The organism is Bacillus pseudomycoides DSM 12442, from assembly GCF_000161455.1.
Classification (GTDB): domain Bacteria; phylum Bacillota; class Bacilli; order Bacillales; family Bacillaceae_G; genus Bacillus_A; species Bacillus_A pseudomycoides.
Map to the genome: position 1 here is coordinate 3,199,736 of NZ_CM000745.1, position 16,072 is coordinate 3,215,807.

Consider the following 16,072-nt stretch of genomic DNA (forward strand, 5'->3'; position numbering starts at 1 on the left):
CTTTTCTATTCTATCATAGGCATTCTCAAGGAAACTACCCTTATACATTATCAGCCATATATAATGACCCTTTCATTAACCTAAATACCTACTTGATTAAACTTTGCGAAATCTTTTATCAAATTATGTATATTCCAAAGAAAGATATGCGATAAAAAAGAGCCTTACTATAGCAGCAAGGCTCTTTTTTATCGTCATTATGCTAGCCTTTTGAAAAAGAACCACTGACGATAGATTATCGCTAGTTCTTGCTCATTAGCAAGTAAAACCATTCATCTCTATGCAAAAAAGAAATTCCCTTTATTCTACAGAGAATATGAAAGAATATACAGGTTGATTTCCTTGGTGAACTTCTACCTCTACATCTTCAAACTTCTCTTCTACAAATGCAACTAACTCTGCAACTTCTTCATCTGTTGCATCTTCACCTTGCAAGATCGTTACAATCTCAGAATCTTCATCAATCATACTTTCTAGCAATTGCTTCGCTGCATCTACTTTTTTAGCATTTGTAGATACAATTTTCCCATCTGCAATACACATGAAATCATTTTTTTGAATCGCTACACCGTCAATTTCCGTATCACGAACTGCATACGTAATTTGACCTGTTTTCACATGTGCTAGTGCTTCTTGCATGTTCTTTTCGTTTTCTTCTAACGTTCCAACTGGATTAAATGCTAACATTGCAGCCATTCCTTGAGGAACAGTTTTTGAACGAACAACAATCACTTCTTGATCAATAACAGATGCCGCTTGCTCTGCTGCCATCACAATATTCCCGTTATTCGGTAATATAATGATTTTTTCAGCATTCGCTTCTTCGATTGCCTTTACGATATCCTCTGTACTTGGGTTCATCGTTTGACCACCTTCGATAACTTGTGTTGCCCCAATGCTCTCGAATAGGTTTTTAATACCTGATCCCATTGCTACAGTTACAATACCGTATGGTTGCTTTTCTTTTACTGGAATTACTTTTTCCGGCATCGGTGTTGGCTCATCTAATAAAGCAGTATGCTGTTCGCGCATATTTTCTACTTTAATTTTAATCAAACTACCATAACGTTGACCGTAGTTCATCGCATCACCAGGATGTTCTGCATGAATATGAACTTTTACAACTTCATCATCCGAGACAACAAGCAATGAATCTCCATATACACTAATATCTTCACGGAATTTCTGCTCAGAGAAATTATGTTCTTTCATTTTTTCAGACTCTAATTTCACCATAAATTCCGTACAATATCCGTATTTAATATCTTCTGTACTCAATTGGCTTTGTACACTACGGTGATGCTCCGCACGCACCATTTCATTCATAGATGGTTGTGCTGGTACATCAGAAGAAATTGTTTCCCCTTTTAAATCAGCTAAAAAGCCTTCGTATACAACAACAAGACCTTTACCACCGCTATCTACAACGCCAACTTGTTTTAATACAGGCAATAAATCTGGCGTACGATTTAACGATGCATTTGCTTCTTTGACAACGTCTTCCATAAACAAAACAAAGTCGCGCTGTTTTTTCGCAACTGTGACTGCATATTTCCCCGTTTCTCTTGCAACTGTTAAAATCGTTCCTTCAATCGGCTTCATAACCGCTTTATACGCCGTTTCTACACCAGCTTCTAAAGCTGCCGCAAAATCAACTGTTGTTAATACTTCTTTTTGTTCAATGGATTTAGAGAAACCACGGAACAACTGAGATAAAATAACACCTGAGTTACCACGAGCTCCCATTAATAATCCTTTTGCTAAACTTACGCCGACTTTACCAGCATGCTGCGAAGGGTTTGCTTTCACTTCACGCGCGCCTGAAGTCATTGATAAATTCATATTTGTACCGGTATCGCCATCTGGAACTGGAAAAACGTTTAATGCATCAACAAGCTGAACATTGTTTGTTAAGTTATTCGCTCCTTGAATAATCATTTGTGATAAACGTTTCCCATCAATTTTTTGAATTGACACAGATTTTCCTCCTTAATGCACATTACAAGTTTATTACTTTAACTCCTTGTACGTAGATGTTTACAGAATCTACTGCTAGTCCTACCGTTTGGTCTAATGTATATTTCACTTTCGTTTGGACGTTGTGTGCTACCTCTGAAATTTTTGTACCATAGCTCACAATAATATACATATCAATATGTACTTCATCTTCGTCTTTACGAACAATAACGCCTCTAGTGAAGTTTTCTTTTCGTAAAATTTCTGTTAATCCATCTTTTAATTGGTTTTTTGAAGCCATACCAACGATACCGTAGCAATCTACCGCGGCACCTCCAGCAATCGTTGCAATTACATCTGTACTAATATCAATTTGACCGTACTTTGTTTTAATTTCAATTGACATCTCTTTTCCCCCTTCATAAATGGTGAAAGTGAGCTAGACTACTTTAATTACTATCATATAATCTTTTTAAAGAAAATTCCATCGTTCTTTCTTTTCGCTCTCATATTTTATACTTATTATTACACTTTTCTACGACGAGCAAAATAGTCCATTGTTATTATACAACATGTACCACTATAATATGTCAAGTGATTTTTCTTGATTTCTACTTTTCTTTACTGAAATTTAGTGTCAAGTAATTTTTCTTGATTTCTTTTTTATACACTGTTGCATTCTCTTTTTAGTTGTGTTAAATTATAGTAGTGTTTTTAGCATCGCATAAAAGACTAACATTGAAAAAATTACGTATGGTAAGGTAGTTAAGGGAGGGAAATATAGATGGCTCGTGTTTGTGCTATTACTGGAAGAAAAGCTCGTTCTGGTAACTCTCGTTCTCACGCAATGAACGCTACAAAACGTAAATGGGGCGCTAACCTTCAAAAAGTTCGCGTACGCATCGACGGTAAAGTTCAACGTGTTTACGTTTCTGCTAGAGCATTAAAATCTGGCAAAATCGAACGTGTTTAATAATAAAAAAAAGAGCCAATAGGCTCTTTTTTATTATCCTCATGAAAAAGCACCATTAATGGTGCTTTTTTTAGTCCTTTTTAAAGGTATTTAACACCGCGCGAACAATTCCACCAAGAAATTTAGGTAACTTAATTGTATAAAATCTCATGGTTTCCCTCCTAATCCCCATTACTCCACTTGTTTACTATATGATGCAAGTAGCAAAAGTGTTTCTTCAATCAGTGCTTCTTATCACCATTAATATGCCAGAAGCAAATGAAAAAGTACCTTTTTCCGCAATGAGTTCATTACTAATACAAAGCGTCGATCCCCATTCTATCGTTTTATCAGTAAGAGGATATTTAAAGCCACGAAGTGTAATACCTTTTACAATTTCCGTAACAGGCACAAAGGATACGTATGGAAATTGTTCATTTTCTTCAATTATATATGTGCCTACTTTTTTTACAGAGATTTCATTTTTATTGTCAACGATATACATTTCAGTATGTGCTTCCAGCCCTTTTAAAAGCATTTGTATGTTCGCTAACCCATGATCAAGCCTTCCGCCTGTAGCACCAAAAATGCGAATCAAATCCGGCTTTTGCTCCAGTGCCCAATGAATTGCAATTTCTAAATCCGTTTGATCTTTTTCACGCGGAACAATATGTAACTCATCTGTCTGTTTTTGCATCCACGCTAATTCTTCATCTGTAACTGAGTCATAATCACCCAATGCAACAGTAGGTATGATTCCTCTTTGCAACAAACGATATACACCACGATCAACCGCAGCCCATACTACTTCCTCATTTTCATACCGAGAGAAATCAGCACAGTACTCCGCCGGTCCTCCAGCTAAAATATGAATAATCATCTTTTCTTTCCCTTCTATAGAAAAAAGCAATCTGCCAGTCGGTAGATTGCTTTTTTCACATTAGCCCGTTCTAACAGGTCTTAAAAGTTTTCTTATCTATATTCCTTATCCACGAATTACTCGAATTGCTTCACCGCGGTCTTTTTGATTGTACACTGCTGATCCTGCTACAAGAACATTTGCTCCAGCTTCTACACAAAGTCTCGCAGTCTCAGCATTCACACCACCATCAACTTCGATTTCTACTTGTAAATTACGCTCTTTGACCATTTCTGCAACTTGTTTAATTTTCGGTAATACAGAGTGAATAAACTTCTGTCCACCAAATCCTGGATTTACTGTCATAAGTAATACCATATCAATATCTCCCAATACGTGTTCAATCATTGAAACTGGTGTATGTGGATTTAATACAACTCCAGCTTTAATACCATGTGATTTAATTAATTGAATCGTACGATGTAAATGCGGGCACACCTCTACATGAACAGTAATAATATCCGCTCCAGCTTTTGCAAAAGTAGGGATATAGTTATCCGGGTTTTCAATCATTAAGTGTACATCTAATGGTAAAGATGTAATTGGACGAATCGCTTCTACAATTAATGGACCAATTGTAATGTTCGGAACAAAATGCCCATCCATTACGTCAACATGGATATAATCCGCTCCGCCCTTTTCTACATCTTTAATTTCTTCCCCTAGTTTGGAAAAATCTGCTGATAAAATCGATGGTGCAATTTTAATCATAATTAATACCTCGGCTTTCTCTCTCTAATTTCTTCTACAAATTGTTTGTAATGTTCATAACGATATTGTGTAATTTTCCCTTCTTCAACCGCAGCTTTTACTGCACATTTCGGTTCTGAAAGGTGTGTACACCCTCTAAATTTACAGTATTGACTCTCTTCTTTCAACTCTGGAAAACAATACGTAAGATCTTCTACTTCGATATCAATAAAATCAAGAGAGCTAAAACCCGGTGTATCTGCAACCAGACCGCTTCCTACTGCAATTAATTCTACATGCCTTGTCGTATGCTTCCCTCGCCCTAAATGCGATGAAATATCATCTGTTTTTAGGGCTAAATCTGGGCGTAATACATTTAACATGGAAGATTTCCCTACACCAGATTGCCCCGCAACAACTGAGACACAACCTTCTAAGAATGGTTTTAAAATATCAATACTTTCCGATGTATTTATAGAAGTAAATAACACATCATATCCCATTTCACGATAATCATTTGCATAAGATTCAACAGTTTCTCGCATTTTTTCATCTACTAAATCCATTTTACTGATACAAATAATTGGTTTAATGTTATGATATTCAATTAATACTAAAAATCGATCTAATAACCCTGGGTTAAAATCTGGTTCAACTGCTGAGAAAACAAGGATTGCTTGATCAACATTGGCAATTGGCGGCCTAACAAGTTCATTTTTCCGCTCAAAAATCTCTAAAACATAGCCTTCATTCGGATTCTCCGCTTGAAAAACTACTTGATCTCCTACAAGTGGTGTAATTTTATTTTTTCTGAATACACCACGACCACGGCATTGTGTAATGCCACCTTCATGCTGTACATAATAAAAACCACTTAAAGCTTTTACAATTTTTCCTTCTGCCATATAATTCTCCTTTATTCTATATAAAGTGAAATTGTTATCAGCCTCTCCATACAGTTATCCCTTCCTTAAAATATTGAGACGGGGTACTGCCAGCGAATACTAGGATAAAACTGACTATTTATCAGTTCAGATTCTCCTTTATTTCCACTTCACTTTTATGGCTGTCCTTCTATTTCAAAACGTAATTTCTTACCCTTCTACGTTAACAGCATAACAGGCAAGAGCAACAAATTCCACTCTCCATACAAAGAAGGTGGAATCCACCAAATGGAGACACACCTTTACTAGGCTGGATATGGCACTTCTTTATCAATAATTGTCGTCCCATCTCGAACAATTTTGTAATGACCTTTTGTTCCTTCTTGAATCACAAATTCCAAAGAAATAGTAGCAGATTCTGTTATTGTTCGCGTTTCAATCGGCTTATCCATTTTCTGCTGCATATCTTCTTTATAAATTTCAATTGTTTGTGGCTTTTTCTCACCTGTCGCAGGAGGCTCATACGGAATCGAAATGTTATCAACCTTTACTGTTTTCGTTACTTTAGGCTTCGGACCATCAGAGACAGTAATCGTTACTTTATCCCCTTCTTTTAACGGCGTTCCTGGTTTTGGTGATTGTGAAATTACTTGTCCCTTATCAACAGTATCCGAATATTCTCTTTTTATATTTGGGACCAGTTTCTTTTCATTTAAATAGCTATTCACACTATTTTCCGTCCATCCAGAAAAATCAACAGGTCGAATTTGGTAAGGACCTTTACTCACCCAAACTTTCACATCTTGCTCCGCTTCCACAACCATTTGGTCTGCTGCTGGACTTTGTTCTACGATTTCACCTTTTGGTTTTTCGCTTTCAATATCGTATCGAACAACAATTTTATACTTCCCTTCCAATTCGTCCTTCAAACTATCAAAATCTTTTCCGATTAAATTACTCATCTTATCCTTCTTTTTTCCACCGGATTGATAGATAGTAATTTTCGACCTTTCTTTTACAACCCTTCCTGCTGCCGGACTTGTTTTAATTACTTTCCCAGCTTCAACATCATCTGTATAAACAATGTTCGGTTCAGCAACTTCAAATCCTTTCTCAACAAGAGTGTTAACAGCAGTCTCATACTTCATACCAGACACATCAGGAGTTTTTACGTCTTTAGGAATAAAGAATCCTGGAATCACAGTCAGCGCTAACGTTGTGCCGATTGCTAAAAGTAAAAATGTTGTAAGTAACACTTTCAGCCATTTGTTACTTCGCTTTTTTTTCTCGTTCGGTTTCACTTCTTCATCTTTTATCTGTTCATCCGCTTTACTTCCATTCAATACAATTGTTTCATCGCTTACATTTCCAAATAATTGTTCTTGTTGAATAATTGGAATTGCCTTCGTCGCTTCCATATCTTCAGGTATATAAAATGGTTGTTCGTTAATACGTTCTGGATATAGCGCCGTTTCAATATCTCTCTTCATCGCATTAGCAGACTGATAGCGATGAAATGGATCTTTTGCAGTTGCTTTTAAAATAATATTTTCTACACTTTGCGGAATATCTGGATTCCAGCGTTTTGGAGATGGTGTTTCATTCTGTAAATGTTTTAAAGCGATCGCAACTGCAGACTCTCCTGAGAAAGGTTGTCGCCCTGTTAGTAATTCAAACATAACAATACCAAGCGAATAAATATCCGATTGTTTATTCGCTATCCCTCCACGTGCTTGCTCTGGTGACAAGTAATGGACCGAACCAAGCACTGAGTTCGTATGCGTTATCGCCGTTGCACTTGTAGCAGTCGCAATCCCAAAGTCTGTCACCTTCACGACTCCATCATTCCGAATTAAGATGTTATGTGGCTTTATATCTCTATGGACAATTTCAAAATGATGCGCATGTGCCATTGCAGATGTTAACTGCTCCATAATATCAAGAGCTTCTCCTATCGGTAACATTCCACGCTGCGTTATGTATTGCTTTAATGTTTGTCCAGGTACATATTCCATAACAAGATAATAAATTCCATCTTCTTCCCCAACATCATACATATTCACAATATTTGGATGCGACAACGTTGTAACAGATTGCGCTTCTCGATGGAAACGTTTAATAAACTCATCATTATTTGCATAATCGAGTCTTAATATTTTTACCGCTACATCTCGGCCTAGTATATCATCATGAGCCAAATATACATTGGCCATCCCTCCGCCACCGATCATTTTCAGTAGCTTATAACGGTCGTTTAGGCGTTTTCCAATCAGCACGTTGTAATTCACCTACTTTCGTTTGCCGAATCCGCATAATCAACAATGACAAGGGTAATATTATCTTCTCCCCCACGATCATTCGCAAGTTGAACAAGATGTTCTCCCTTTGTCTCGAGTTGTTCGTTTAATTGCAAAATCTTTCGCATATCATCCATAGCAACTTTATTTGATAATCCGTCAGAGCAAAGAAGCAGTTGATCATTTTCTTCTAACACTAATGTTTTAACATCTAATCCAACTTTTTCTTCTGTTCCAAGCGCTCGTAAAAGCAAATTCTTTTTTGGATGATACTCTGCATCCTCTTTTGAAATCTCACCATATCTAACAAGTTCATTTACAAGTGAATGGTCTTCAGTTATAAGTGAAATCTCATCATCTGATAACATGTAACATCGACTATCTCCTATGTGTCCAATTGTTACAAATCCCGCTGTACAAATCGCAACAATAACAGTAGTTCCCATACCACTACACTCTGTATGTTTCTTCGAGTATTCGTATACCCTCTCGTTAATCATCTCAACGTTTGTATGTAGCCATTCTTCGGCCTTTTTTGGTGTATCCATATTATACGTTTGTTTCCAATAATCATGGAATAGTTGAATGGCCATCGAGCTAGCAACATCGCCTGCTCGATGACCTCCCATTCCATCAGCTACAACAGCTAAAATATCTCCATCTAAATTATGAAAAACTCCTGCACTATCTTCATTATGTTGACGAACTTTCCCTTTATCCGATAGAAACACGGCTTTCATCTTGTCACCTCGTCTCTTCTTTGCGCTCCTTTGCACGCAACTGACCGCAGGCAGCATCAATATCATGACCTTGTTCACGGCGAATCGTTACATTCACTCCACGGTCTTTCAACGTTTTTTCAAATAAGAAAATTTGTTCACGTGGTGTTCTTACGTAATCGCGTTCTGGTACATAGTTTACCGGAATTAAGTTCACATGACATTTTACACCTTTTAAAAGTTGAGCCAATTCTTCGGCATGCTCAACTTGGTCGTTTTCTCCTCCAAATAAGCCATATTCAAACGTAATGCGACGCCCGGTTCTATTCACATAGTATTTAATAGCTTCCATTAAGTCAGGCAGCTTATAAGCACGGTTAATCGGCATTAATTTTGAGCGTAATTCTGTATTTGGAGCGTGCAATGAAATCGCAAAGTTAATTTGCATATCCTCTTCAGCAAACTTATAAATTTTCGGGATGATTCCACTTGTTGAAACCGTCATATGACGTGCACCAATATGAATTCCTTTTTCATGGTTAATAATGCGTAAAAACGACATTAAGTTATCGTAGTTATCAAACGGCTCTCCAATTCCCATTACAACAAGAGAACTCACGCGCTCATCTGTCTCATCAAGCGCACGTTGAACCTCTACTACTTGCGCTACGATTTCTCCAGCCTCTAGGTTTCGCTTTAAACCACCTAGTGTTGATGCACAGAATGTACAACCAATTCGGCAACCTACCTGTGTTGTTACACAAATGGAATTTCCATATTCATGTCGCATTAATACTGTTTCGATAGAATACCCATCATATAATTGGAATAAAAACTTAATTGTCCCATCAGAAGATGTTTGCTTTACTAATGTATTTAAAGTAGTAATATCAAAGGAATTCGACAATTTATCACGCAATCCTTTTGAAAGATTTGTCATATCCTCATAATTTTTTACACGCTTTTTATATAGCCAATCAAAAATTTGACCTGCACGGAATTTCGGTTCACCTTGTTCCTTTAACCAATTTTGCATTTCATGAAGTTGTAAAGAGTAAATAGATGTTTTTTTTGTTTCTAAATCTTTCTTTTGTTTTTTTACAGTCGTTTCCATGATGCTACACCTTCTTTCTTAAACAAGCAATATAAAAGCCATCTGTTGCAAAATAATGCGGTAAAATTTGTACTTGCCCTTCATTTATATAAGGACGTAATTTTTCTGGCATGCGCTCTTTCATAGTAGTATCCCATTCAAATTCAGGATGCTCTTGTAAAAATTGCTCTATCACTTGTTCATTTTCTATTTTTTCAATTGTACACGTACTATAAACAAGGCGACCACCTGCTTTTAACAGTGGAGCTACCTTTTCTAGTATCGATAGCTGAATTGTCGACAGTCTTTCACTATCGCCTTTTTCTTTACCTAATTTAATATCAGGCTTACGTCTGATAACACCAAATCCAGAACATGGTGCGTCTACTAATATTTTGTCAAAGCTTTCGTTCGCAAAATGTTCTTGAACTTTTCTGGCATCTAGCGCCTTTGTTTCAATGTTCTCTAATTCTAGACGCTTCGCCTGTTGCTGAATTAGACGAACTTTATGCGGATGTAAATCCAGCGACGTTACCTGACCAGTTCCCTTTAAACGCTCTGCAATGTGTGTTGTTTTCCCACCAGGCGCCGCGCAGCTATCAAGAACCATATCTCCTTCTTCGGGTTTCAAAGCACGCGCAACAAGCATAGAGCTTTCATCTTGAATAGAAAGGAAACCGTTTTTAAACGCTTCTGTATGCGCTACGTTTCCTTTTTCAATTTGGATAGCATCTTCTGATAAATCACCACGTTTTGCTTGTACACCCTCACGTTCTAGCAAAGCAATCGCTTCTTCTACCGTTATTTTATCAACATTCACACGTGCTGTCGGTACCGGCGGAACCATATTTACTTCGCACATTTTTTGCGCTGTTTCTAAATCGTATGCTGATACCCACTCTTGTACAAGCCACTCTGGATGACTCGTTGCAACAGAAACTCGCTCTACAGGATTTTGTATCTCCTCTAAAGATGGCACACCTTCACGTTGAATCGAACGGAGTACCCCGTTTACCATCCCTGCAATTCCTTTATGACCACGACGTTTTGCAATCTCAACAGCCTCATGAATCGCCGCTCTTTCTGGGACGCGATCTAAATATAGCATTTGATATAAAGATAAGCGAAGTAATATTTTTACCCACGCTTCAACTTTTTTTCTTAAAAATGGTTGTAAATAATAGTCAAGTGTATCACGACGTTGAATCGTTCCATAGACAATCTCAGTTAACAAACCAATATCTTTTCTATCAATCGCACTTTTTTCAATCAAATTATTTAAAAGTAAGTTGCTATAAGCGCCACTTTTCTCTACTTGAATTAGACCATCAAGAGCTAACTCACGAACATTTTGTCTCATGCGTCTTCTCCTAACTTCGTACCAATTTCAGGTTTTGTTCCACGTAAAAATTGTGAACAACTCATGCGCTTTTTACCAGATGGTTGTAATTCAGTAATTTTAACACCTGTTTCATTTCCTGTTGCCACAACGAAACCATCTTCTTCAATTGCTACAATAGAACCAGCTTCAGCCTGTACTGTTACAGGAACTTTTTCGCCCCACCATATTTTTACAACTTGCCCTGCTAAAGTTGTATAAGCAACTGGCCACGGATTTAAACCACGAATGTGATTGTAAACCTCTTCTCCTGTTTTCATCCAATCAATCTTTTCTTGCTCACGTTTAATATTGTAAGCGAATGTTACTTCATCCTCATTTTGTTTAATCGGTTCTAATTTTCCTTGTATTAAAAGCGGAACTGTTTTTGATAATAAGTGCGCTCCAGCCTCACTTAATTTATCAAATAATGAACCAGTTGTTTCACGTTCTTCGATTTCCACTTCTACTTGCGTTAAAATATCACCAGCATCTAATTTTTCCACCATATACATAATTGTGATACCTGTTTTTTCTTTTCCCTGCATGATGGAGTAATGAATTGGTGCACCGCCGCGAAGTTCTGGAAGTAATGAAGCATGAACATTAATACATCCATACTTTGGTGCTTCTAAAATTTCGTTTGGTACAATTTGTCCGAACGCAGCTGTCACAATTAAATCCGGCTCTAATGCCAATACTTTTTCATATTCGTCTTTTTCACGAATTTTTAACGGCTGTAACACCGGAATACCATGTTTTTCCGCTTCCACCTTAACAGGTGTTGGTGTCATAACCTTTTTTCTCCCCACTGGACGATCCGGCTGCGTTACAACACCAATTACATCATATCCATCTTCAATAAGACGACGAAGCACCGGTACAGAAAAGTCCGGTGTTCCCATAAATACTACTTTTATCATTCAAAAACCGCTCCTTTTACATCTCTTCTAATTCATTTTCCTCATAATATCTCGTCACTTTTGATGTAAATAACACACCATGTAAATGGTCGATTTCATGTTGGATTGCGCGTGCTAAAAAATCATCTGCCTCTAATAAAAAGATTTTACCACGACGATTTTGTGCACGTACTTTAATATACTCTGCACGCTCCACTTCACCATAAAGTCCCGGAAAGCTTAAGCAGCCTTCGGGACCTACTTGTTCACCACGTTTTTCTAAAATAACTGGATTAATCAGTTCGATTTTTCCCGTATCATCACCAATATCAACAACTGCCACTTGCAAACTTACGCCGACTTGTGGTGCTGCTAAACCAACACCATCTGCAACTAACATTGTTTCATGCATATCTTTTAACAAATTCACTAACTTTTTATCAAAGTTCATTACCCGTTCACATGGGGTTTCTAACACTTCATCTGGATGCTTTACAATTTCTAAAACTGCCATATTTTCCTCCGCTACATTAACATTGTTGGATTAAAGTCGATTGAGATCTGCAAATCTTTTTGCATTTCTGCTTGATAATGTTCATTTACCATTTTGAGCACGTACTTTAAGTTTGGTTCCCGCTTGTATTTTATCATGCATTGGTATCGATATCTATCTTTTATCCTTGGAATTGCTGAAGCAACCGGTCCTAGCACCATTGTTTGCCGCGAGCAATGCGTTCGTAAATAACCGACAATTTTTTCCGTTACTTGCACTGCTTTTAATAACTCTGGATGCGAAACGGTTACAAGTGCGACATAGTAGTATGGCGGGTATTGCCTCGTTTTTCTCATTTGCATTTCTTGTTCAAAAAATACATCGTACTGCTGATTCTTTGCTAGTTCTACGCTATAGTGTTCTGGCGTATACGTTTGAATTACTACTTCTCCTGGTAATTCATGTCGACCTGCACGTCCACTCACCTGCGTCAATAACTGATACGTTTTCTCGCTTGCTCGAAAATCTGGTAAATGTAGCATCGTATCAGCTGTTAAGACACCAACAAGTGTAACCTTTGGAAAATCAAGCCCTTTAGCGATCATCTGTGTTCCAAGTAAGATATCAGCTTTCTCTTCACCGAAGGCTTTTAATAACTTTTCGTGCATTCCTTTGCGACTCGTTGTATCAACATCCATACGGATAACCCGCGCCTCTGGAAATAACTTTGTAATTTCTTCTTCTACCTTTTGTGTTCCTGTCCCAAAGAAACGAATATACGAACTATTACAAGCAGGACAAGCAGTTGGCATACTTTCCTCATAACTGCAATAGTGACATTTTAAACGATGATTCATTTTATGATAGGTGAGTGATATATCACAGTGTGGACATTGCACGACATAACCACAATCACGACACATGACAAACGTTGAATGGCCTCTTCGATTTAAAAAAAGAACCATTTGTTCTTTCTTTTCTAACCGATCCGCTATTTTCTCATGAAGTAATTTTGAAAACATAGAACGATTTCCATCACGCAGTTCCTCACGCATATCAACAATTTCTACTGTCGGCAACGCTTGTTCATTCATACGCTTTTGCATGGTTAGTAGCTCATAAACACCTTTTTTCGCTCTAGCAAATGATTCGAGAGTCGGCGTTGCACTGCCGAGCACGATTGGACAATTATGATATTGCCCTCGCCAAATCGCAACATCCCTGGCATGATATTTCGGATTATCTTCTTGTTTATAACTTGACTCATGTTCTTCATCAATAATAATAATTCCTAAGTTTTCAAATGGAGCAAAAATAGCGGAGCGTGCTCCAACAACAACTTTTACTTCTTTTCGTAAAATTTTCCGCCATTCATCATATTTTTCCCCAACAGAAAGCGCACTATGAAGAACCGCAACTTGCGAACCAAAACGTCCTTTAAATCGATCTACCATTTGCGGTGTTAACGCAATTTCTGGAACAAGTACAATCGCCTCTTTTCCCTTTTTCAACACCGCAGCAATGGATTGCAAATACACTTCTGTTTTACCGCTTCCTGTAACACCATATAGTAAAAATGGATTATATGTTTCATTTGTAATGGATGACAAGATGGGCGTAATCACTTGATTTTGTTCATCTGTGAGCGGAAATGGCTTTGTCTGTTCAAAAGCCTCATCGTCATATGGGTTACGATATACTTCAATGTACTGTTCTAAAAGCAACCCTTTTTTCACAAGCGACTTTACCGGTGCATCTGTTATTTGTAGTTCTTCTGTTAATGTTTTTAATGGCACACTGTGATAATTTTCTACAAAGTAATACAGTACATCTTGTTGCTTTTTACTTTTCAGCTCAAAGGCAGCTGCCTCTAATTGTTCCTGTGGCAATTCTGGCTGAATCACCCTTTGTTTCTTCTTTTGCACCTTATCTTTTACTTTATAGATGACTTCAATAGTGCCGTTTGTTATCTCTTTTTGAACCATGCGATACATATGTGAGTGCGTAGCAATTTCTTCCCAATCTATCGCTTCTTTCCCTTGAAACAAATCACGAATTTCCGGCGCCACTGCAGCTGTTTTATGGAGCTGTAGCCGTTTTTTATAAGTCGCTTTTATCGCAGCTGGAAGCATAACTTGAAAAGCTGAAATCATATAACATAATGTTTCATCCGTCAGCCAAAAACCAAGTTGTAATAATTCTTCATTTAAAACTGGCGTAATATCTAGTATTTCATGCAATGCTTTTAACTTTTTACTTTCCACATCGACTGAATCTTTTATTTCAATAATAAAGCCTTGTAATTTCCGTGGACCAAACGGAACGACTACACGCATACCTGTTTGTACAATATCTTCCCATTTCTTAGGGATAACATAATCAAACGGGCGATCTGTTTGACGTGCCGGTACATCAACGATTACACTTGCAAATTTCATACACGATCCTCTTCTAACATCGCTTTAATTTGCATTAAAATTTCACGTGCAACTTCTTTCTTTGTTAAAAGAGGTAATCGAATAACTTCTCCATCTTTTCTATACATTGTTACAATATTCGTATCCGTACCGAATCCTGCACCTTGTGCTTTCACATCATTTGCAACAATCATATTTGCATTTTTTTCACGCAATTTTTTCGTTGCATATTCTTCTATATTTGTCGTTTCAGCAGCAAAACCGATTAGGAGTTGATGCTCTTTTTTCTCACCGAGTGTTTTCAAAATATCGATTGTTCTTTCTAACTCAATGACTGCATCGCCACTTTTCTTTTTCATCTTCTGATTATGCACAATTTTCGGGCGATAGTCTGCTACTGCAGCTGTTTTAATAACAACATCCATAGATCCATAATGTTGCATTACAGCTTCTAACATATCTTGTGCAGATTCTACTTGCACAGTTGTTACATTTACAGGTGATGCTATTGCAGTTGGACCTGAAACAAGTATTACATCCGCTCCTAAGTTAGCAGCAACTTCCGCTAGCGCATACCCCATTTTCCCTGAAGAAAAGTTCGTCATAAAACGTACTGGATCAATTTTTTCACGAGTTGGGCCAGCAGTTACTAAAATTTTCTTTCCCTTTAATGGTTTATGTTCTGAAAACGTTTCTTGTAATCGAGCGATAATTGTTTCTGGTTCTTCTAATCGACCTTTCGCAACATATCCACATGCTAAAAAGCCTTCTCCAGGCTCAATAAATGTATATCCCAACGCTTTTAACGTCATCATATTCTTTTGGACAATTTTATTTTCATACATATGCACATTCATAGCAGGTGCAATCCAGACTGGCGCTATAGTAGCTAACAATGTTGTTGTGATCATATCATCAGCAATACCATTTGCTAATTTTCCGATACAATTCGCTGTTGCTGGTGCAATAAGCACAACGTCCGCCCAATCCGCTAAATCAATATGAGCGATAACTGCAGAATCTTTTTCATTAAACGTATCCGTGTATACATCATGGCGAGAAAGCGCTTGAAATGTAAGAGGTGTAACAAATTTCATCGCCGATTCACTCATCATTACTTTTACAAGTGCTCCTGCTTGTGTTAATTTACTCGTTAACGCAGCCGCTTTAAAAACAGCAATGCCTCCTGTTACACATAGAAGTATCTTTTTCCCTTTTAGCATATGACTCGTCCTCTTTCTTTTTCAAACTTATTCTGCTGAAATGTATTCATTCCAGCTCGTCAGTGCTAGTATTTCATTAAACAAAAACCTATTTCTTTTAGCTCTATCGTAAAAAAATAACAACCTACTTGTAAATAGGTTGTTACCGT

15 protein-coding genes are annotated in these 16,072 nt (G+C 37.4%); 1 reads left to right on the forward strand and 14 read right to left on the reverse strand.

What is annotated here, in order from left to right; all coding sequences use genetic code 11:
- Positions 1 to 300: 300 nt before the first annotated feature.
- Positions 301 to 1,977: a DAK2 domain-containing protein gene (locus BPMYX0001_RS16115; RefSeq protein ID WP_006095749.1), complete on the reverse strand. Its 1,677-nt coding sequence runs from the start codon at positions 1,975 to 1,977 to the stop codon at positions 301 to 303.
- 22 nt (positions 1,978 to 1,999) lie between these two features.
- The gene (locus BPMYX0001_RS16120; RefSeq protein ID WP_000021111.1) at positions 2,000 to 2,362 is read right to left on the reverse strand and encodes an Asp23/Gls24 family envelope stress response protein; all 363 of its coding nucleotides are present in this window, start codon (positions 2,360 to 2,362) and stop codon (positions 2,000 to 2,002) included.
- 378 nt (positions 2,363 to 2,740) lie between these two features.
- Here BPMYX0001_RS16120 and rpmB point away from each other — a divergent pair, with 378 nt between their 5' ends.
- Complete coding sequence (gene rpmB / locus BPMYX0001_RS16125) at positions 2,741 to 2,929, forward strand: 50S ribosomal protein L28 (protein ID WP_000124776.1); 189 nt, start codon at positions 2,741 to 2,743, stop codon at positions 2,927 to 2,929.
- A gap of 70 nt (positions 2,930 to 2,999) precedes the next feature.
- Here rpmB and spoVM read toward each other — a convergent pair whose 3' ends face one another.
- From spoVM to coaBC, 12 genes are all read right to left on the reverse strand, one after another.
- A complete protein-coding gene (spoVM, locus tag BPMYX0001_RS16130; protein ID WP_001213600.1) occupies positions 3,000 to 3,080 on the reverse strand; it encodes a stage V sporulation protein SpoVM in 81 nt (26 codons plus the stop codon).
- Positions 3,081 to 3,146: 66 nt separating this feature from the next.
- Complete coding sequence (locus BPMYX0001_RS16135; protein WP_033799063.1) at positions 3,147 to 3,788, reverse strand: thiamine diphosphokinase; 642 nt, start codon at positions 3,786 to 3,788, stop codon at positions 3,147 to 3,149.
- A gap of 105 nt (positions 3,789 to 3,893) precedes the next feature.
- Positions 3,894 to 4,538: a ribulose-phosphate 3-epimerase gene (rpe, locus tag BPMYX0001_RS16140; RefSeq protein WP_003199671.1), complete on the reverse strand. Its 645-nt coding sequence runs from the start codon at positions 4,536 to 4,538 to the stop codon at positions 3,894 to 3,896.
- 2 nt (positions 4,539 to 4,540) lie between these two features.
- The gene (gene rsgA / locus BPMYX0001_RS16145; protein ID WP_003199670.1) at positions 4,541 to 5,422 is read right to left on the reverse strand and encodes a ribosome small subunit-dependent GTPase A; all 882 of its coding nucleotides are present in this window, start codon (positions 5,420 to 5,422) and stop codon (positions 4,541 to 4,543) included.
- Between the two features lie 284 nt (positions 5,423 to 5,706).
- On the reverse strand, positions 5,707 to 7,677 hold the full coding sequence (pknB, locus tag BPMYX0001_RS16150; RefSeq protein WP_018780921.1) for a Stk1 family PASTA domain-containing Ser/Thr kinase: 1,971 nt from the start codon (positions 7,675 to 7,677) through the stop codon (positions 5,707 to 5,709).
- A gap of 8 nt (positions 7,678 to 7,685) precedes the next feature.
- Positions 7,686 to 8,438 carry a Stp1/IreP family PP2C-type Ser/Thr phosphatase gene (locus BPMYX0001_RS16155; RefSeq protein ID WP_003199663.1) on the reverse strand — a complete coding sequence of 251 codons (753 nt, stop codon included), beginning with the start codon at positions 8,436 to 8,438 and terminating at the stop codon, positions 7,686 to 7,688.
- A gap of 4 nt (positions 8,439 to 8,442) precedes the next feature.
- The gene (rlmN, locus tag BPMYX0001_RS16160; RefSeq protein WP_003199662.1) at positions 8,443 to 9,531 is read right to left on the reverse strand and encodes a dual-specificity RNA methyltransferase RlmN; all 1,089 of its coding nucleotides are present in this window, start codon (positions 9,529 to 9,531) and stop codon (positions 8,443 to 8,445) included.
- A gap of 4 nt (positions 9,532 to 9,535) precedes the next feature.
- On the reverse strand, positions 9,536 to 10,870 hold the full coding sequence (gene rsmB, locus BPMYX0001_RS16165) for a 16S rRNA (cytosine(967)-C(5))-methyltransferase RsmB (protein WP_018780920.1): 1,335 nt from the start codon (positions 10,868 to 10,870) through the stop codon (positions 9,536 to 9,538).
- Positions 10,867 to 11,811, reverse strand: a complete 945-nt coding sequence (gene fmt, locus BPMYX0001_RS16170) for a methionyl-tRNA formyltransferase (protein ID WP_006095752.1) — start codon at positions 11,809 to 11,811, stop codon at positions 10,867 to 10,869. Before fmt ends, rsmB begins: the two co-directional genes overlap by 4 nt.
- A gap of 16 nt (positions 11,812 to 11,827) precedes the next feature.
- A complete protein-coding gene (def, locus tag BPMYX0001_RS16175; RefSeq protein WP_003199655.1) occupies positions 11,828 to 12,304 on the reverse strand; it encodes a peptide deformylase in 477 nt (158 codons plus the stop codon).
- An 11-nt stretch (positions 12,305 to 12,315) separates the two neighbouring features.
- Positions 12,316 to 14,721 carry a primosomal protein N' gene (priA, locus tag BPMYX0001_RS16180; RefSeq protein ID WP_033799064.1) on the reverse strand — a complete coding sequence of 802 codons (2,406 nt, stop codon included), beginning with the start codon at positions 14,719 to 14,721 and terminating at the stop codon, positions 12,316 to 12,318.
- The gene (gene coaBC / locus BPMYX0001_RS16185; RefSeq protein ID WP_006095754.1) at positions 14,718 to 15,923 is read right to left on the reverse strand and encodes a bifunctional phosphopantothenoylcysteine decarboxylase/phosphopantothenate--cysteine ligase CoaBC; all 1,206 of its coding nucleotides are present in this window, start codon (positions 15,921 to 15,923) and stop codon (positions 14,718 to 14,720) included. The genes priA and coaBC overlap by 4 nt, the downstream gene beginning before the upstream one ends.
- Positions 15,924 to 16,072 lie beyond the last annotated feature (149 nt).